The 18641-nt window shown below is 39.2% G+C and carries 20 protein-coding genes and 1 pseudogene; 7 read left to right on the top strand and 14 right to left on the bottom strand.

What is annotated here, in order from left to right:
* Positions 1-138: 138 nt before the first annotated feature.
* From MM214_RS02895 to MM214_RS02870, 6 genes and pseudogenes are all read left to right on the top strand, one after another.
* Positions 139-1293, top strand: coding sequence for a 6-bladed beta-propeller (locus tag MM214_RS02895; protein WP_241291791.1), 1155 nt, complete (start codon positions 139-141; stop codon positions 1291-1293).
* 638 nt (positions 1294-1931) lie between these two features.
* Positions 1932-2165: an HTH domain-containing protein gene (locus MM214_RS02890; RefSeq protein WP_241291789.1), complete on the top strand. Its 234-nt coding sequence runs from the start codon at positions 1932-1934 to the stop codon at positions 2163-2165.
* Between the two features lie 311 nt (positions 2166-2476).
* Positions 2477-2839 (top strand): hypothetical protein, encoded by a 363-nt coding sequence (locus MM214_RS02885; RefSeq protein ID WP_241291787.1) that lies wholly within the window; start codon positions 2477-2479, stop codon positions 2837-2839.
* A gap of 193 nt (positions 2840-3032) precedes the next feature.
* The gene (locus MM214_RS02880; RefSeq protein WP_241291785.1) at positions 3033-4220 is read left to right on the top strand and encodes a 6-bladed beta-propeller; all 1188 of its coding nucleotides are present in this window, start codon (positions 3033-3035) and stop codon (positions 4218-4220) included.
* Between the two features lie 560 nt (positions 4221-4780).
* Positions 4781-5722: pseudogene (locus tag MM214_RS02875) on the top strand (6-bladed beta-propeller).
* Positions 5685-5960, top strand: coding sequence for a hypothetical protein (locus MM214_RS02870; RefSeq protein ID WP_241291783.1), 276 nt, complete (start codon positions 5685-5687; stop codon positions 5958-5960). The pseudogene MM214_RS02875 and the gene MM214_RS02870 overlap by 38 nt, the downstream one beginning before the upstream one ends.
* Before the next feature lie 301 nt (positions 5961-6261).
* Here the strand turns inward: MM214_RS02870 and MM214_RS02865 are convergent, their stop codons facing one another.
* The 10 genes from MM214_RS02865 to MM214_RS02820 all read right to left on the bottom strand — a co-directional run bounded on the left by MM214_RS02865 (position 6262) and on the right by MM214_RS02820 (position 15249).
* A complete protein-coding gene (locus tag MM214_RS02865; RefSeq protein WP_241291781.1) occupies positions 6262-7485 on the bottom strand; it encodes a YWFCY domain-containing protein in 1224 nt (407 codons plus the stop codon).
* A gap of 15 nt (positions 7486-7500) precedes the next feature.
* Positions 7501-8736: a relaxase/mobilization nuclease domain-containing protein gene (locus tag MM214_RS02860; protein ID WP_241291779.1), complete on the bottom strand. Its 1236-nt coding sequence runs from the start codon at positions 8734-8736 to the stop codon at positions 7501-7503.
* The gene (locus tag MM214_RS02855; RefSeq protein ID WP_241291777.1) at positions 8721-9116 is read right to left on the bottom strand and encodes a plasmid mobilization protein; all 396 of its coding nucleotides are present in this window, start codon (positions 9114-9116) and stop codon (positions 8721-8723) included. Before MM214_RS02855 ends, MM214_RS02860 begins: the two co-directional genes overlap by 16 nt.
* Before the next feature lie 178 nt (positions 9117-9294).
* Positions 9295-9510 (bottom strand): hypothetical protein, encoded by a 216-nt coding sequence (locus MM214_RS02850; RefSeq protein ID WP_241291775.1) that lies wholly within the window; start codon positions 9508-9510, stop codon positions 9295-9297.
* Between the two features lie 428 nt (positions 9511-9938).
* Positions 9939-10847 carry an ArdC family protein gene (locus MM214_RS02845; RefSeq protein ID WP_241291773.1) on the bottom strand — a complete coding sequence of 303 codons (909 nt, stop codon included), beginning with the start codon at positions 10845-10847 and terminating at the stop codon, positions 9939-9941.
* A gap of 469 nt (positions 10848-11316) precedes the next feature.
* Complete coding sequence (locus tag MM214_RS02840) at positions 11317-12306, bottom strand: HNH endonuclease signature motif containing protein (protein ID WP_241291771.1); 990 nt, start codon at positions 12304-12306, stop codon at positions 11317-11319.
* A gap of 168 nt (positions 12307-12474) precedes the next feature.
* A complete protein-coding gene (locus tag MM214_RS02835; protein ID WP_241291769.1) occupies positions 12475-12993 on the bottom strand; it encodes a hypothetical protein in 519 nt (172 codons plus the stop codon).
* 56 nt (positions 12994-13049) lie between these two features.
* Positions 13050-13916 carry an RHS repeat-associated core domain-containing protein gene (locus MM214_RS02830; RefSeq protein WP_241291766.1) on the bottom strand — a complete coding sequence of 289 codons (867 nt, stop codon included), beginning with the start codon at positions 13914-13916 and terminating at the stop codon, positions 13050-13052.
* Complete coding sequence (locus MM214_RS02825) at positions 13894-14301, bottom strand: hypothetical protein (protein WP_241291764.1); 408 nt, start codon at positions 14299-14301, stop codon at positions 13894-13896. The genes MM214_RS02830 and MM214_RS02825 overlap by 23 nt, the downstream gene beginning before the upstream one ends.
* Positions 14302-14376: 75 nt before the next feature.
* A complete protein-coding gene (locus MM214_RS02820) occupies positions 14377-15249 on the bottom strand; it encodes an RHS repeat domain-containing protein (RefSeq protein ID WP_241291761.1) in 873 nt (290 codons plus the stop codon).
* Between the two features lie 23 nt (positions 15250-15272).
* Between MM214_RS02820 and MM214_RS02815 the strand changes: the two genes are divergently transcribed.
* Positions 15273-15485 carry a hypothetical protein gene (locus MM214_RS02815; protein WP_241291755.1) on the top strand — a complete coding sequence of 71 codons (213 nt, stop codon included), beginning with the start codon at positions 15273-15275 and terminating at the stop codon, positions 15483-15485.
* A 655-nt stretch (positions 15486-16140) separates the two neighbouring features.
* Here the strand turns inward: MM214_RS02815 and MM214_RS02810 are convergent.
* From MM214_RS02810 to MM214_RS02795, 4 genes are all read right to left on the bottom strand, one after another.
* Complete coding sequence (locus MM214_RS02810) at positions 16141-16407, bottom strand: type II toxin-antitoxin system HicB family antitoxin (RefSeq protein WP_241291753.1); 267 nt, start codon at positions 16405-16407, stop codon at positions 16141-16143.
* A gap of 71 nt (positions 16408-16478) precedes the next feature.
* Entirely contained in the window at positions 16479-16769 is a 291-nt protein-coding gene (locus MM214_RS02805) for a type II toxin-antitoxin system HicA family toxin (protein WP_241291750.1), read from the bottom strand.
* Positions 16769-17644: a tyrosine-type recombinase/integrase gene (locus MM214_RS02800; RefSeq protein ID WP_241291747.1), complete on the bottom strand. Its 876-nt coding sequence runs from the start codon at positions 17642-17644 to the stop codon at positions 16769-16771. Before MM214_RS02800 ends, MM214_RS02805 begins: the two co-directional genes overlap by 1 nt.
* Positions 17638-18549 (bottom strand): tyrosine-type recombinase/integrase, encoded by a 912-nt coding sequence (locus MM214_RS02795; protein ID WP_241291745.1) that lies wholly within the window; start codon positions 18547-18549, stop codon positions 17638-17640. Before MM214_RS02795 ends, MM214_RS02800 begins: the two co-directional genes overlap by 7 nt.
* Positions 18550-18641 lie beyond the last annotated feature (92 nt).

Raw genomic sequence — 18641 nt, 5'->3', positions numbered from 1 at the left:
TTAAGGTATAATTATCCATGTGTGGATGCTGGAAACACCAGGTGTTGTGCTATTAATTCAAATGCCTGCTAATACAGTTTTATCTATCACCATCGGGAATTTGATCGCTGGTGATAGAACTTACATAATTCACACTTTATGAAAAAATTATTCAATTGTTGGAAATTAAATTTAGGTATTTTAATGATGGCGTTGTTTTTTTCTCAATGTGGCAAACCCAATTCGGGGGGAAACAGCAGTCAGCTTACAGCAGAGCAAGTTTTAAAAGTGGATCTGAATCATCAAGACGAACTCTCTGACAGAAACAATCTTGATAGTTTGAGTATTATAAGACTGGAAACCAGTAAAGAATGCTTGATCGGAAATATTAATAAGATAGAAATATTAGAAAACAGGATTTATATCTTGGATAAATTCAAATCTAGAAGTTTATTTTGTTTTAAACTGTCTGGAGAATTCGAATTTAAGATCCATAATTTGGGAGATGGGCCTGGGGAATTTACTTTGCCTGAAGACTTTTCTGTTATAGATCAGGAAATTTCTATTTATGACAATTTTCGAAAAATGAAAATAAATTATGATCAAAATGGGAATTTTATCAGTGAAACAAAAATGGTGGTTTCAATCAGAAATATACTGCAACTAGACGATGGAATTGCCTTAGTAACTCCTGATGAAAGTTACTTGGATAGTGAAAATGATTATAACCTTTTGGTTACAGACAGGAATATTGGAAAAATCCTTGAAAGGTATATTCCTAATGTTACTTTAGGGGAAAGTATTTTTTCTTCTAACAAAGTATTCTCAAAGTGGGGAACACGGATATTATTCACTTATGGATTTAATGATACCATATACTCTTTTGACAAAAAAGACCTCATGCGCCAATTAGTGATGGATTTTGGCAAAAACAAAATACCTTATGAGATAGCAGAAACAGAGAGTCGAGAAGTTCGGGATAGGATATTTGACACTAATTATAATTACAATGGTTTACTGATGGATATTTCAGAGAATGAGGATTATATATCATTCAGATATACTAATTTCTCTTTATTGAAGGATCATGATCCTTTCTTACTCTATTCCAAAGAAAGTAAAAAGGTATATAACTTCACCAATATTTATAATTATGAACACAGGTTCAAAATCAACCCACCAATGTTTGTTTATAAGAATAAATTTGTCAGCAAAGTTACCTATGACATTAAGGGGGAAAGCACCCCAGGTCTGTTGCCTTCAGAAATGGATAACCCTGCTTTGGCAATTTATACCATTAAAAGAGGATATTAAATTATTTGACTGTTTAGGTTCTTGTATTTAATCAAGAAATAGACTGTTGGATGAACGAACACACCTTTTGTTGATGGAGGTTTGATTTTACGCCACAGGAGCAGAATTAGTAATGAATGTATTTAGTAAAGTTTAATTACAACTAATTTTTTTATTTTTTATCTAAATACTAAAGGTTGTTATCTATCTGTAATTCAATCATTTCCCCTAAGTGCAATGGCTAAAAGATTGCGCATGTTACTTATTTCTTTTTCAGCTAAGAAAATAATGATCTTGATTAAAAATTAAGTATTACTAAAGTGCAAAATATTAGATTAATCATATTTTTTCATGCTTTTTTTTGAGCAAATTAAAACTACTTCTTTTTTCTATTTTATATATTTATAGTAGTCAAAACTTAAAACCCAGGTAACCATGAAGCACTATTATCAAAATCAGCATTACATTTCATTAAAAAACTCAAAGAATAGCCAGGCAGAATCCCATACTTTTCACGTTTGTTGTAATCATACCGATTCAAACTTCAAACATTTGAATTAGCCCAAAAGGCAAACAACTTTTAATGCTTTCTACAATTAGCTGACAATTGCTTAGAAAGCCAAATCAAACCTATTGACAAACTATTTAATGAGAAAGTTATGCCGGCATATTACTTTCAAAGACTCGAATATTTAGATGAGTTGATTAGAAAAAAAGCAACAGGAAGTCCAAAACAACTGGCCAAAAAATTTGATGTGTCTGAAAGGACTATTTATGATTACATCAACATCCTAAGAGAATTAGGCGCAGAAATTTTCTATTGTAGTATATGTGAATCCTACATGTACAAAAAACATGGGCGATTTGATTTTAAATTCAGGTCAAATAATTAAGCCTTATACTATCCCTTCTTTGCCTCATGTAAAAGGCACCAAGTTAACCTACATGAATTTCTAAAACAAGTTCTACAAAATGTAATGACAATAAATAATAAAAGTATCAAAGGTCTTTTCCTTAAGACTTTAAATCAAATATGTAGTTGGTCGGACGCTTACATGACTAATGAATCTCTTTCATGCGATTTAGGCTAGAAAGTAGTTTGATTGCACTCATAATTCCCCATTAATACCCATTATGCCCCATTTAAATTATATTAAACATCGTATTTTTACAGAAACAAACCTTTAACTAAAACAAAAAAGAAATGAAAAACTATGTAAAAACTAGTAAGTGGCTACGCTGGGTGGCTACTGGAGCATTCTGTTTAATGCTGGTATTGAACATCATGGTCAGTTTGGAATTCGAAAAAGGAAAATTACTTCCATCGATTACCCTGACAGAATTGGGGAATAGTGCGATGGCTCAGAGTGAAAATGGTGGAGGAGGAGATGCATGTTTGGATTCTTATCATAACCAATCTAATTCCACAAGATCCGAAAGTAATCGTTCTAAGTGTTATAATGCTGATGGAGAGTCTTGTGGTAACCAAGAGATATGTGAATATTCTGCTAATCAAGGAAGTTCTTGTACTGATCATGTATGTTCAGGAAATTCTAGTGGGTTCTAAGCTTAAACTTAGTGCTATTTCCCGCTATATATCAATTTGAATAGAGTTGATCATATAGAACATAAATTCCATAAAAGAACCAATGAATTTTATGTTCTATATACAACTCTATTTGAGTGAAAAAATAAATTAAGAGAAAATATAAGGTTAAACTCATATATAAGTCATTTACTGGTATTCTTGTTTTAAACTTATGGCCATAAGAAGAAAAAATTATATTCTGATCTTCGCACTTGTATGGGCTTGTAATGCACCTGTTTCTGAGGATGCAAATCATGTTAGCGTAATAAAGCTAGATCCTTTGCTTACCAGTAAGAAGGAAAAGGTGAATCTTAGTGAGATAGCAGAAAGCATCGAATATATTATACTGGAAACCAACGAACAAAGTATCTTCGGGCATATTGTTGCACCGGAAGAGCAAATTAAGTTTTTTGAAAAGGGCATACTTATTTCTGATAAAAGGAAGTTGCTTCACTTTAACTATCATGGAAATTTTATAGGCGAAATTGGCAAAAGGGGAAATGGTCCTACAGAATATGCTGATATAAGAGATTTTGCAATCAATCCAAGTCTGCAACAAATTGCTGTACTATCCCCCCCAAATCAACGAACCTTTATCTATGATTATTCAGGAGATGGGACGAAGGATTTTATGGTTGATTTTTGGCCACTCCACATAGCTAGCCTAGGAGATGATTTTGTATATATCATTCCCAAGGGAAGAAGGAAACCTCATGGTTATCATACATTGAAGTTTTTGTCGCACAACAATTCGGGAAACCAAGAATTACTGATTGATTATTTTGATAAAAAGTCCTCAGAAAGCGTGGCATTATCCTCCAATCAACGGCTATACCAGATTAAAGACAACGAATTGTCATTTTGGGAATTTCATTATGATACCATCTGGAGGATTTCTCCCGACCGAAAGATCACCCCAGCTTTCTATCTGGATTATGAAGAGAACAAACTACCAAACAAATACTTATTTGATGAAAATGTTTCCCAGCATGAAGAAAAAGATCAATATGTGAGATTATGGGGTTTCGTGGAAAGTGAGAGATTCTTCTTCTTTGATATGGATAATAAGAACAAGCTTAATAGGGTATATTTCGATAAGATGCTACATACTGGTGCCAACTTAAGGTTTGATAGAAAAGGAAATGGATACCATTTTGAATTTCACAATGACATGGATGGGGGATTGCATTTTTGGCCAGATGGTGAAATGGGAGAAAACAGGGTTTTTAAACTGGTCTATCCCCATGAGTTGCTGGCACATTTTTCAGATGAAAATTCAGCTGAAAAAATTGGGCTATCCCTTCATTCCATGGACAAATCAGACAATCCTATATTGATGATAGTCAAACTTAAAGATTGATTGCAAGATTTACTATTATGAAGCTTTAGATAGATAACATCATCGCCACAAAGTTCCCCATGCTTCCTCAATATTCCTCAAAAATCATCATATAAACACTTTATATTTATATAATTAATATTTTCATCAATCTAACAAACAAAAAAATGAAAAACTATCTAAAAACAAGTAAGTGGCTGCGTTGGGCGACAGCAGGAGCATTCGGTTTGTTCCGATAGCTATCAGTAGGTATAGAACATTATGGTCAGTTTGGAATTCGAAAAGGACAGGGTCTTTCCATCGATTACGTTAATTGAATTGGGGAATTTAGCTATGGCACAAGAGGAGAACGAAGACAAATGTGCAGGTGGATCTTGTACTTACACACATTATTTTTCGGATGAAAAACTACGGGATTATTCTGCTTGCTGTCCCTTTGGTAAATCTCCTCGGTGTGACACAAGTGGATGCCAATGCTGGTAAAAATTAATAAACACCTTTTTACACAGTAAATATTACCATGGGTAAACTTCTTTAGGTTTTAATAATAAGAATAATATGTGCAAAATAAGTAGGGCGACATATATTCTGCCTTTTTTTACTTCTTTTTAGCGATTGGTTGCCAGAAAAAAAAAGCTGATGAGGCTAATGTTTATTTTGTAAATCCCCACGATGCAGATAAAGTTACCTTGTTATCGGATTTGGTTGATTCTATTGAATATATCAAACTTGAAACTAATGAGGAAAGTATCATGGTACGGGTTGGAGAGGTTATCATCAAGAGCCAATACATATATGCGGTTGATTATGGTCAATCAGCAGTATTGGTTTTTGATAAGAAGGGTAAATTTGTCTCTAAATTAGCCAAATTAGGAGATGGCCCTGATGAGTAAAAGAGATTAAGTCCTGTTTTTATAAGTGAAGACGAGAAATTCGTGGAAATCATAGATTTTGTCGATAAAAAATCCCGAATTATAAAATATGCGAACATTTCATTTGAATTACTGGATGATCATAAATTTATAGCTCCTAGGGCCAATTCATGGAAGCGTGAAAATGATATTTACTATTTTGCAGCGCAGCAAAATGACAATATAGTGAATGGGGAAAAAACAAATGGTGACATTGTGATTTTAACAAAAGACGGAATTGAAAAAGTTCTTTTCCACAAAAACATAACAACTAATGGCAGTACTTTTTCCTACAATACAGAAAGTTTTATACAAAACAATGCTGGTGATATTATTGTGACTTTAATGTACAATAATACATTTTTCAAGCTCTCTGAAATGAATGCGGAACCCTTGCTAACAGTTGATTTCGGAAAATATGGAATTGATAATTCTCTGGGGCAAAAAAATACAAATGAACAAAAAGAGTATTTAGAGCAGGGTGCAACTGGACTTGCTTTTTTGCCGGTTCTCAATATTTATGAACCTACCCTGATCGCCTTTACCTATAACTTCAAAGATAAGTCTGGAAACAATGATGAATCATTACCTCCATTTAAAAGCATCCAATAAAGTTATCCACACAAGTAGAATTGAAAATGATGTGACAGGTTTTCCTAAGAATGTATATATATGTTCATTTTCATATTCAATCAAACATTCTCCAACCTATGGAGATTATTTGGTACATGTTGTATTACCAGAATTTGGGATAAAAAAGAGTGGGCAGAATGAAATAGATGGGATCGGAGTCGTAAATAAAGAGGATAATCCAGTAATAATGCTAATGAAGCTAAAGGAGAAGTATTGACTTTATTGATAAAAAAAGTGTTTAAACAGCTGAAAATAAGCATTTTGATGTATGCGCAATGAAGAGAAATATGCTTTTTTTACTTATTACTATTTCAGCATAGTTAATAGCGATCTTGATTAAAAATTAAGTATTACTAAAGTGCAAAATATTAGATTAATCATATTTTTTCATGCGTTTTTTTGAGCAAATTAAAACTACTTCTTTTTTCTATTTTATATATTTATAGTAGTCAAAACTTAAAACCCAGGTAACCATGAAGCACTATTATCAAAATCAGCATTACATTTCATTAAAAAACTCAAAGAATAGCCACGTAGTATATCTGGGGAGATGCCAGTCTTGCCATTGCAATCTTGGCACTGGCAATCTGTCCTTCCAATTGATCTGTAGCTCCATTGAGATAGGCTATAACAAATGGGTTGATCAGTACCTCTATTTCAGGCTCTGTACGTAATACAGGAAAAAGCAAATCATATTCGATCTGCATCAATTCAATCACATGGGGAAGGGTGCAGTACTGTCCGCCTTTGAATTTCTTCAAAAACCAAATTATTGCTGTCAGGAAATTAATGGGGGATTCCACGAAAAAGTCTCCCTGCTTTCTTATCCATGTTCGATTGAGTCCAAGCATAATGGTTCGGGAGGATTCTGCTGCATCGGTGATGTCCATCATGGTTTCTGGATCAAGTGGATTGCAACGATGGGTATGGGAGAGTTTATCAAAGTTGATGACATAAAAGGCTGGCTCTTTCTTGTATCTGTCCCTATACTTTTGAAGGGTGTTGTAGGCGATAATGGAAGGATCATCGTATTTGAAATCATAGATGAACATGGAAAACCCCTTTTGTATATGCTGGGTAATCACATGTCGAATCACGAAATAGGACTTACCAGCCCCCGGCGTACCGATAACCAACAATGAGCGGAATGGATTGATAATGTTGATCCATGAACTGCGTATTTTTCCTTTCAAGTTATACTGGGCAGGAAGATTTACGGAATACTCGTTTGCCAATAGTCTTTCTTCCTGTGGAAAGGTTTCATTGAGTTGGTTGAATACATCGTCTTTTAAGCGAAGCTTCAGCATCCTAGACATCAATCCCCCACCAGTCAGGATCAAGAGATATCCAATGATCGAGACTCCCATGTAAATTGCGGCTATAAGCTCTTGTTCGTAACTCAGATTCAATAGGGTCTGGCTGAATAGGTAGACCAACAAACCTAAAAAAAAAGGGAAAGCAGCATGTGCAAATCGGATCTTCTCATCCTTCTTCCCTGCGGCCCCTAGCAAGGAAACCAGCAATAAGAGCAAGGCCATAATTTTGGTCACCAAAATGTGGTTGAAGATCCCTGTTCGTTTAAGATTCAAAAGTACCCTATCCGAAATATGATGGCTGAAACCCCAAGCATCAAAAGCCCCATAACAGTACACATAGAAGTGTAATGCCAAGATGCCGAAACTTACCTTTCTGGTCAGGTCTATGATCTTGCGTAATGCTTCCTCGTTTTCTCCTGTTCCCATGAGCTTTGATTTTGATTATTTGCGACGTTTTTTCTTCTTTCGACGGGGCCTGTTTTCTGAGAGGAATTCTCCTGGCACCTCATCAAACAAACCCTGAATCATCTCTTCAACCAATGAGCGACCCTGTGCTAGCTCTTCGGTTACAGTTTCGTCTGGGCTTTGATTTTTCTGATCAGCGTCCATTGAGACCTCTTCCCTAACATTGAATCTTCGGTGAAGCGCATTTGCACTCAGATGTTTGCCCAGGTCACTGCCGTTAAATACACTCCGGGTAACATTGTCCACAAAAGTCACCCCGTATAGCCATCCTTGGTCGTTGGTTCTGAAAACTGCATGGATTCCCTTTTTGGAAAGAGCCTCTTTAAGCCCATTCAAGTCTTTTGCTTCCGGTTTGGTCAGGATATGCTCTATGGTTTTGACTGCTCTGGCTTTGTGTTGTTTCCTTCGCTCCTTGTTCTGTCCGAACCGTTTTTCAAGGTTTTGGAGCGTGGGTTTGGAATGGATGGAACTTGCCTTGAAGGGAACACCCAACCTGTTCCCCTCTCCATCAGAAATGGAATAGACCAAGCCTTTTTCCTGATACATCCGCGACTCTGGTTCACCTCGATAAGCTGATACGTTGAACTGGCGCAAGGCTGCATTAAATTCCGCCAATGAAGTATACTTGTATGTCCTCATTACTTCTGTCACTATATTGGCTATGGCTACTTTGGTTTCTGATTGACCATATTGGGCTTTTCCCATTGATACAGGCCTGAGCATATACGCCTTTTCCTTCTTTTGGTCTTCGGCCTTTATCAGCCTAAACCTTTCCTCTATGGATTTCCTGGCAAGTTCAGATTGATTCTTTCCCAGGTTGTGGGTTTCAATGCGTTTACCATCCTCCCTGATATTGGTAGTGAGGACATGAATGTGAGGGTGTGCTGCATCGAAATGCTGGTACACTAGGTAGGGCTGCTCTCCGAATCCGATTCCTTCCATGTACTTTATGGCAATGTCCTTTAGCTTTTCTTCATCCAATTTGTCGTCAGGTGAGAAATTCAGAGAGATATGTACCGCATTGGTTTTGGTTCGTTTATTTTTATCTGTGAACAAGCGAAAATGACTAAGCTTATCATGGAAGTCTAGTAATTCTTCTCCCTCTGAAAAATTACTAGCCAGCAATATTTCTGCTTCACCTTTTTCCAGTTTGTTCTCGTTGTAATGCAAAGCACCTCGTATGTTTTTCCCTGTGGTTATTTTGGCAACCATCGTCTGGACAATTGGGAAAGAATGGCAAGCAGTTCCTCTATCTTACCTTTAACATTACTGTAATGAGGCACAACCTTTTCCGCATAAGCCTGCTTGGCTTCCACATCCTGACAGGAGTTGAAATACCGGGCGATCTGATTGATGTTGACACCTATAGCTTGAAGCTCGTTTCTGATTCTTGCAAGTTGTAATTTGACTTCTTGCAGGCTTGCGTCATACGTATTGACAGTGATCTCTTTCTTGAAAAGCATATCACGGATCAGCTCACTTAAAGTCTGACAATAGGTGCTTTTTTGGAGTAGCTTTCCAAGTTTTGCATCTTCTTTTTCAGTGAACCTGATAGTTCTTTTTATTGGATACTCTACGGCTCTTTTTTTCATACATTCTTAAGTTTGAGATAAATCCGACTTCGGAGGATTTATCCCCCTCTGCGACTTCGGAGCTGAGGGCAAGATTGGATTGGCGTCCGACAATCCTACATCTTGCTGATTGCTCCAAAATGCAATCCATGACCTTGAAAGGATCTGATAAAGATTGCAGCAATCGGAGTGTGATTGATCAGTTCAAAAGGTTCCATATCCAATCATCGGCAAGGGTTTTCCAGTTGCTGAAAGGGGTTCCATTTTCACTTTCCCAATCCATAGATTCAAAGTGATAGTAGAAAATTTCTGCTTCATCTATAGATATTCCTTTGAGGGAGAAGTAGTCCCTTACATGGTCAAAAAGAGGTGGTACTTTGCCACCAGATCCGGCGGTTACATTTGTTCCATTCATGGCATTTCAATTTTGGTTTATGGGTCAAAATTGAATGACTTTCACAGGAATATATCCCACTGCAATTTGGAAGTGGGTTGTTTTTTTTTGGGGAGGACTACTCCAATGGTTGCAAAATCAGAGGGTTATGAGGGAAAAATCTTTAGGTGATTTTTGCTGTAGAAATATAGATTTTAAAAAGGTGTAAGTCTTAAAAAAAATCACTCCTTTTTATGACGAGAACCAGATTTGGCTTAATTGTCTATGCATTTCGTAGACTATTTATAAACTGGCTGTATCAAACATTATTACTATCTATATTTAACCCTAATTGATTCCGAAGATACTTTTATGAGTATTAGAAATTTTTGTTGAATTTTGCGATGGATATATCAATACGATTACTTGAAACAATGACCAAAAAAAGGGGACGATCTCCCCTTCCCTTCTTAAAATGGACAGTTAGTCAAAATATACTCCACAGCATTTTGGGCTTTTGAAGCTGCTTCGAGCAATAGCTTTTTGTCGGATCTCAGCCTATCCAGCCAAACTTTGATATAAGCTGCTGAATTGTCCAACAACTTTTCATTCATGATCCCTGAATGGTTGCAGAGGTAACTTGCTCCCATTTCCGCCGTCAATTCTTCCCTACTGTATCCATCTGATCCAAATTCATTGTATTCAACAATTTCTTTCCTGTTGAGTCTACCTTTATGGCCAGTTGCATGTACAAGCTCATGGAAAAGCACTGAAAAATAAAACTCCTGAGATTCAAAAAGCTTTTTATCAGGCATTTTGATGCAATCTGATACTGGCGAATAATAAGCTTCTGGGATTGTATGTATAATCTTCGGGGGGTTGACCATTTCCCTGATGATCTGCTCACATCTTTCAATCGGTTCAGTCTTTTCCAAAGTCACAGTTTTGGGAGTCTCAAATTCAACCCCTTCCACATCGCTGATATTAAAAACAGTATAATACTTTAGAAACCCCACCTTTCTGATTTTAGAAGGATGCATCTTCTTGGCTTCCTCCTCCATTAGCTTCCTTCCACTCTTTTTATCAAAGTAGCTGAAACCCCAATAACATACTGGCAATCCCTTAGATCCTTTCCGAATCGAACCTCTCAGGCTTTGTGCTTGCTTAAAGGTTAAAAAGTACGGCTTTTCAAATTGGGCTGATAACAGGATCCATATATTGATTCCTCTATAGCATTTCTTGGTTATGTAATTTGCAGGAATATCTCCTCCCTGCCAAACTTGTCTCCATGGGACAATCCCATTTTCAAGCTTTTCAATAATCAGATCAGTTACCATCTGATAAACATCCTTCTTTTGTTTTTTTGCAATAGTCTTCATGATTTCTTCTTTTAGGTTAAAGATTTAATTATGAAGCATCACCAGGATTCAGCCTCCACTGAATGCAAGAGGAAACGGAATAAATAGTAAGCAAAGCGCCACGGCTTTATGCCGTAGTCTCTTGCCATGTGTGGGGGATGATATCCTAAATTGCTGAGAAATTGAATAGAAAATAAAAGGGACAGCTTCAAGCAATCATTAGTATTTGAGAAATGAAAAATTCATCTTAAAGCGGCTGCTTTTAACGGTTATAAACAGGAGAATTTCCACTTCAAATCCCAAAGAAAAAAAAGACTTCCGCGTTCCAAGTAAAAGACAAAACGGTGATTACGGAACTTAATTCAAGAGCAGAATCTCATAGACAATCCTACATCTTTCTGATTGCTCCAAAATGCAATTTTTAAGCTTGGAAGGATCTGATAAAGATTGTGGTAATCGGGGGTATTGATCAGTTCGGCATTGTCAGTTTTCACGCAAAATCTTCAAAAGTATCTCCACCTGTCCATTCCAATCCTTTTGCAAGGGTAAACTGTTTCTCTGCACCTTCTTTCTTGGAAAAACTTCCAAGGTTTGTATGAACATACAAATTGCTATCAAAAGTTACCTGTGCCAAAGACCAAGGTTTTATTGCATTATCATCGCTGCTCTTACACATAATCCACAAAGAATTCCCGTCTTTGGATGTCGCAAAATCTGAAACAATTGAGTTTGAATATTTATTGCGAGAAAATACTTCGTCAATCCCAAGATTTGCTGCATAGGTCTCTATTGGATTACCAGTACCTCCCTGTGGGCAACAAGGAAATTCGGATGGAGTTTTCCAATTATTTTGAACGGCATTTGGTGTAAGGGAATTTGTGAATTCTGAAATTTCTATATTTGAGGATGGATTTTGGTTGTCCTTGAATATCCATTCGCCCAATGAACCACCTTGAGAAGAAGTGCCATCATTTTCCTTGTCTGCCCAATTACCCAAACGCTCCCAAGATATTCGAGCTTCTTCTGGAGTAACAGCTCTCATCCATCCAAAATTACGATCTTCGTTTATGTGGTTTTTTAATATTGATGGGTCTTCGAGAAATGCCTCAATGCTTCCACAGAGGTGTACTATTTTTTTTACCGTAATCGGGTTGTTCAGTATGTTCTCCAATTTTGTCAACCAACGGAGGTTTTCAGGGCGATTGTTCTGGCGATTTGTGTCGATGTGATCAACAATATGTTGAGTAGTTGGAGGTGCTCCTAAAAAAGCGCATGCTACGATGCGATGAACAACCTCTGAAACTATAAGCAAATAACCATTATTGTTTGGTTTTCCAAAAGTCCAATGATTATCATATTTACGCAATGGCTTGTTTTTGCGAGGGTGTCGTAATACCGCTCCGTTATCCCGAACCGAGTAACGTTCATTCTTGTAAAAGCACTCAGCTTCTCGCTCAAAATCATTCAGGTTGACGGTCATCTGTTTTTTTATTTGGTATTTTACTACCTATACCTAGTTTATTGGTTTCTTAAAGACTAATTTACATATTTGCATAATCACTATTGCGTTGATTGCCTTTTTACTAAGTGGAGTATCAATACAATTACCTTTGATAGATAATGCCATTTAAAATTGATTCTTCAACAATCAAGAAGAACTTCTCTTCTTAATATTAGTTTTAATAGAATCTAGCTTAATTAGCTCCTCTAAAGGCCTAAAAACCTTTAAATTGTATCCTTTCACACTGACACCTTTTCCATCTCTCTTAACAAATGTAAGAAAAACTGACATGGGAGGAACCATTATGGTGGAATTCTCCGACTGTTCCAAAATATCCTGTAGTTCTCCTTTTTTGATCTTTTCATAGATGTAAATTGATAACTGAGGGTTGTACGCAGTATTAACTTCAAGATCAATTAGCTGGGGATCCTCTAGTCCCTTCGCTAAATAATACAACATTGAATCGCCAAAAAACGCACAACTATAATTAGTCTCAAGATGTACTACACGCTCAATGAGAACCAGAGAATCAAACTCTCTTAAAAATGTTTTTGGAACTTTGTTCAAAACAACTTTCCTATTCTTATAAACATAATCACCTCCCAGCATTTTTCCATCATCATTTAAATATTCCTCCTTTATCTTCTCGTTGATTATTCTTTTCAATGAACACGAACTTAAAAACAAAATTATAGCCAAAGTAATTATCGAAAACCTGATCATCATTTCTTTTTGTATGAAATTGGAATATTTGTTTTTGTTTCTACTCCTCGAAAATGAAAAGTAACATTGAAGAACTTACTGGTACCATTTGCATTTAAAATCCTTGTGGGCTCATACCCTCCACTTCCTTGACTTGCATAATGAGTTCTTAAAGGTAGCCCAGCTTGAGCTCTCATGTTGTTTTCAATATGAGTAGCATACTTCTCGGATTGTCTAAATGGATTTCCCGGACTATCAGGATTATTGACCCAAGTATCATACACACTTTCCCCATTAACTAAAAAATCTCTAGAATGAGCAAGTTCGTGTCCCAAATCCAGCCAAAAAGGGCTTTCCTTAACACCCTTTTCAGTAGGGATATTAGATCCTCTTAGAGACGGATCAATACTGATATCACCAAAACCCTCTCTATGTCCTTCTCCTTCCACTCCCATTTCAATAAATGCATTGTTTTTTTCATTAGCAAAGAATCCGACTAAGTTTTTCCCATGATTAGTTTTTGAAGACAAATCATTTAAGCCTTGTAGCAACCCTGACAAAAACCTATCGTTTTCTGAATTAAACTCAACATACTTGTTATTTTTTTCATCATACGAATAGAGTTTCCCTCGATCATATTTATAATTCTGCTCTTCATGAATAATCCAAATCCAATCACCATTAACATCTATATTAATTATGGGATTATTGGCTGCATATTGATAAGGCGACATTCCGAAGTACTTCTCAGAGAATCTGTCTATCCTGCTAAAACGCCCTAAAGCAGGATCATACATTCTCGCCCCATAGTCGTATAGATTAAGGTTTAAGTCGGTCAGGTGTTCTTTCCCGTTGTAGAGATAACTATTCTGCGTAAACTGGTTCAATTATTTCTATTCCTGTACCTTCCTTTGGTGAAAATAGAAGATAATGAATTTTTAAAGGCTCTCGAACATTAAGGTTTTTTATCCTAGTTTCTGTAAATGGAGGATATTTAACAATAAATACCCAATTAATTTGTTCAGGATAACTTATTAATTCAAAATCAACTTTGGGGAAATGAAGATTATGATCATCAAATTTAAATATAACTTGAACAAAATCTTCCTTCTCACAAAAAACTGGCAATGTTAAATAATTACCTTTAACAATTCCTTTATATATTTTGTCATTTATAATAAATTCTATCGAAAATGTGTTTGAAATTTCAATTTCGACTTCTTCTATTTCAAAAGTTATCTTGATATCTATATCTTCATCATTATGTATCATTTCATTTGAATGTTTACACATCATAGAAAATGGGATTACGCAAAACAATAAAAGGTTGTACAACATATTTTTAAGTCATTTTTTCCCTATAGTTCTAAATTTGTCTAATGGTAGAGTACCAATAGTCTGAGTTGCATTATAGATAAAAACCTTATTCAAACCAGCACCTAAGACATAATGAGGACCACTCCCTTTAATAGCTACATTTTTGGCTGCCGAATAGTCCCCTGGTGATGGTGATTGCTCAAAGCCTTTACCATCTTTTGTGCCACTTGGATGTACATGGTAAGTTCCAGAAATTCTATAATCTGATGGCACTGAACTCGGGTCTGCTGGGTCAGTTGTGTTAATTTGGGCTTTGGAATTTAATTTCATATCCATATTAGCCAATCCAGGTTTGGCTTCAATAGCTAGTTCTTTCCCTCTAGATACTCCATATGAACCTCCTTCTTCATGAAACCCGCCCTTTGTATCGCCTACTGAGACATTTGGTAAATTTGACCGATCAACAGCATCTCCTATTTTTTGACGTACATTAATACTTGGTAATCTAATTGCCGAAGAAATTTCATTTAGTTGAGTTGTTTCCCCGACTGAATTGTTTGCCATAATAATTCCTCTTTCAGTAGCATCGGTTACTAAATACAATTCATCATCTTTCTTGCCATCTTTACCTATTACATTTCCATTTTCATCAAGGAAATCCCCTGGAGCCATCCCATCCGGATCAATAAACCTGATCGGATTATTGAAGGCATAATTGTAAGGGGAATATCTCCGCATCTGCTCGGAAAGCGGATCTATGACGCTCCACCTGCCTATCGTAGGGTCATAGCCTCTGACACCATAGTCGTAGATGTTCAGGTTGAGATCGTCAATCAGCTCCTTGCCGTTGTAGAGATAACGCTGTACTCCCGCACAACCTTTTCCCTGCTCTTTCCAACTCACCTCACACCCCTTTAAAGAACGTTATGCCCTTCCGGCATATCCCGATAAAGATAGTTTTTTTCTTTCAGTTGAAGATATTTTCAGTTGAAAAAAAGAAGGGCAGATGGATGGCTTTTTTTAAAAACACCTTCTTAAAAGAAAAAACGGAAAAAAAGAAAGCCCCTGGATCAGGCGGGTATGGGCAAAAAGCAAGGGAGTGGGGCGGTTTAAGGTGTGGCTGGTCTGCGGGCGGATAAATAGCCCTGCGGACTTGCTTTTTGACGGCGGGCAGGCCCCGTGCGACCCGCCTAACTTTGCTCTTCTTTTTTGTTGTTTTTTTCCTGCACCCAACCTGGTTTCGGAGATCTGTCCTAGCTTTGCGGGCGGGAAAAGCCCCCGGATGATCCCGGGGGTTGGGGGTTAGACTTTTAGGCGGCCGGCCTTTTCGTGCGTTGGGTTGCGGGCCGCCTGCGGGTGCCGCCGACAGCCTGCCAGGGAAAACGACCGTAGGAAGTGGCTGGCAGTGAGCAGTGCCCATGATACCGCTTTCTTTTTGGACTGTCCATCATGGGCGCTGCGGTCTGTCGGTGGCCCGCAGGCCCGCATTAACCCTGGCTGTGGGTGGATGCGTGGCGGCTGAGCGCAGTGGAGTGAGGAACGAACGGAACGAAGGGAAGCGGCCTAAGCAGACACGGGAACAGCCGTGAGGAAGAGGAAGGAGCGCAAAAGACATGACAGCCTCGGAGCGCAGCGGAGACCCGAAGGGCGGCAGGTGGGCTGAGGAACGAAGCTTGCCTGACGGGCTGGCGTGGCTTTTTGCCGGATGACGATGACGAACGCCGCTTAACCTGTGACCGTTGTCCTTACTCCAAACCTCCTTTCGGAACGGTTTCCCATTCCTGCAAAAAACAATCAGGCAGGCTCTTTGTCGACCCTAAACCGGATCGCTTCGGCCACAAAGTTGTTCAGGGAGGTCTTGGCCTCCATCGCCAATAAAGCTGCTCTTTGGTGCAAGGTAGCCGATATCCTTACATTGAAGCTCCCTTTGAACGGCTTCTCGGGAGACTTGCCCTCTTCTTTACAATCTGCCAGATAAGCATCTACAGCCTCCCTAAAATCCTCTTCCAGATGTTTCCCTGTCTCTCCTTCGTAGGAGATCAGACCCCTGATTCCCAACACTTTTCCATAGAGCAGACTATCCTGGGGACTGTACTCAATGCTGCCCGTATAACCTTTGTATTCCAGATATTTCATAACTCCAATAGTTCTCTGACCTGTTTCATTTGGTATTGCTTCATGATCCCGCTTGGGTGAGGTTTGTGGAGCATGACAGGAACCCCTTCACCGTTCTCGAATTTTACCCTCGAACCGGAGGTCTTTCCTTTCTTTACTTCCTCAAAACCAAAGTATCCTAGCAGTTTCACCATCTCGTCATAATGAAAGTCGGATGGCATGCCCAAAAACCTGGCGATCAGTTTTTCCTTCTTAGACATAAACTCAAAGTAACTGTATTTAGTTGCATTTTCCAAATTTTTTAACACTACCCCAGCGGATGGTGTTTCTGTACCGCCGCCTTGAGTTCCTCCAATCCCGTCTGCCTGTACCGCTCCGTCGAACTCGGGTTTTTATGTCCCGCAAACACCTGGACAACCCGTAAGTCCTTTCCTTCTTTCAACAGGTGGGCGATCACGCTCTGCCGGATGGTTTGGGCATTCAGTTTCCTGTCGGGGAACAGGTCCCTAAAAGTCTCCACCAGATAGTTGATATCATCGGCCTTGATGGCTTTCCCCCGGATGTTCAAGATCAGTTTTTCCGTTTCTTCTTTCTGTATTCCCGGTCGTATTTCGTGGATGTAGCGGTAAAAAAGCATGATCTGTTTTGGTTTCATCTTCAGGGTTCTCGGCAAAGTCTTGGCCATGCCCCTGCTGTGGATTGTCCCCGCTTCCAGGTCAACATCCTGTAACCGCAACTGTTCTGTTTCCTTCAGCCGCAATCCCTGGTAGATCAGCAGGCTGACAACCACCTGGTTCCTTATCCTTACGCTTTCATAGCGTTCCTTCCTTTCCATCAGCTGTTCAAGTTCAGTTGAAGAAAAAAGATCCTGCAGCTGGATATCCTGTCCCTTGGCATCCCTCAGCCTCAAAAACTTGCAGGGATGGTCATCCCGCTTTCCGGTATGCAGCAGCCAGTTGTGCCAGGATTTTGCCCCGTAAAGCATCCTGTTGACCGTCCTTGGGTTTTGGTGTTTCTTCCTCAGGTAGTCCACGTACTGCAGGATGTCTTGGTAGGTGGCTTTTTCCGCCCGCTCCTCGGTCATATAATCCAGGTAGATCCTGATGTCCCGGAGGTAGATCTTCGCCGTCTCCGGGGTGTGCCTTTCCAGCAGATAGGTTTCCAGTTCTTTATCTTTCAACATATCTGTTTGGATAGGTAATGTTTGCTGATTTTGGCGTATAGCTGGGTCGTCTCAAGATGGCGGTGGCCCAAAAAGTCCCTGACCTGCTCGATGCCCAGGCCGCCTTCCAAAAGGTGCGTGGCGATGCTGTGCCGCAGGCAGTGAAGGCCGATCCGATCTGTAAAGCCCGCCTGTTCGACCAGGTATCCGAGCCGTCTCCAAAAGCTGTCCCCCGACATCCTGTTCCCGTGGTTGTTGAGCATAAAAGCCTTTAGGCTGTCGGCGGCCGTTCCATTTCTGTAGGACTCCCTTTCATTCAGGTAATAACCTTTCAGGTCTTGGGTTACCTGTACGCCCATCGGAACGGCCCTTCTTTTTCCGCCCTTGCCGGAACGCACATAAAGCAGCTGTCCCTTGAAGTGGATGTCGGATATGTCCAGCTTTTCCGCCTCCGACCTTCTCAGCCCGCAGCCGTAAAACAGGCTTAGCATGGCATGGTCACGAAGGGTCTCACATACACCGTAGAGGGCCTTGATTTCTTCCCTGCTCAACACCTTTCTGGGCGGATGTTCCGGCCTCGGGAAGGCCAGTGCGCCGAAGGGGTTGCTTTCGATGTCCCCAGCGGCCTGCCGGTAGTTCATGAAGGTTTTCAAGGCGTACAGGTGATGGTTGATCTGGCTTTCGCTCAAACTGCCGCCCCTTTGGCTCGGCCTTGTTCTCAGGTACTCCCAGTGTTCCAGGATATGCCCGGGCGTGATGCCGTCCAGTCCATGGATACCAAGGCCTTCCATCCGGTGAAAAAACTCCCGCAGGCAGGATGGCAGGGCTTCACAGCTCCCTTTGTTGTAGCCCGTACGTTCCAGGTACAGCCTAAAGTCCAGGAGAAGCTCCCGGTATTCCTTGTTATATATCGGTAAATGCTTCATGGTGGTGGTTTTTGGTTTTCAAAGTGGCATGCCTTGCCTTTCGTCGTAACAGTTGCTGAAGGGGGAGCGTACGTTTTCCTGGGTCACGGGTC

The organism is Belliella kenyensis (assembly GCF_022549675.1).
Classification (GTDB): domain Bacteria; phylum Bacteroidota; class Bacteroidia; order Cytophagales; family Cyclobacteriaceae; genus Belliella; species Belliella kenyensis.
Note: the sequence above shows the minus strand (reverse complement) of the source record. Positions and strands in the feature narration are given on the sequence as shown.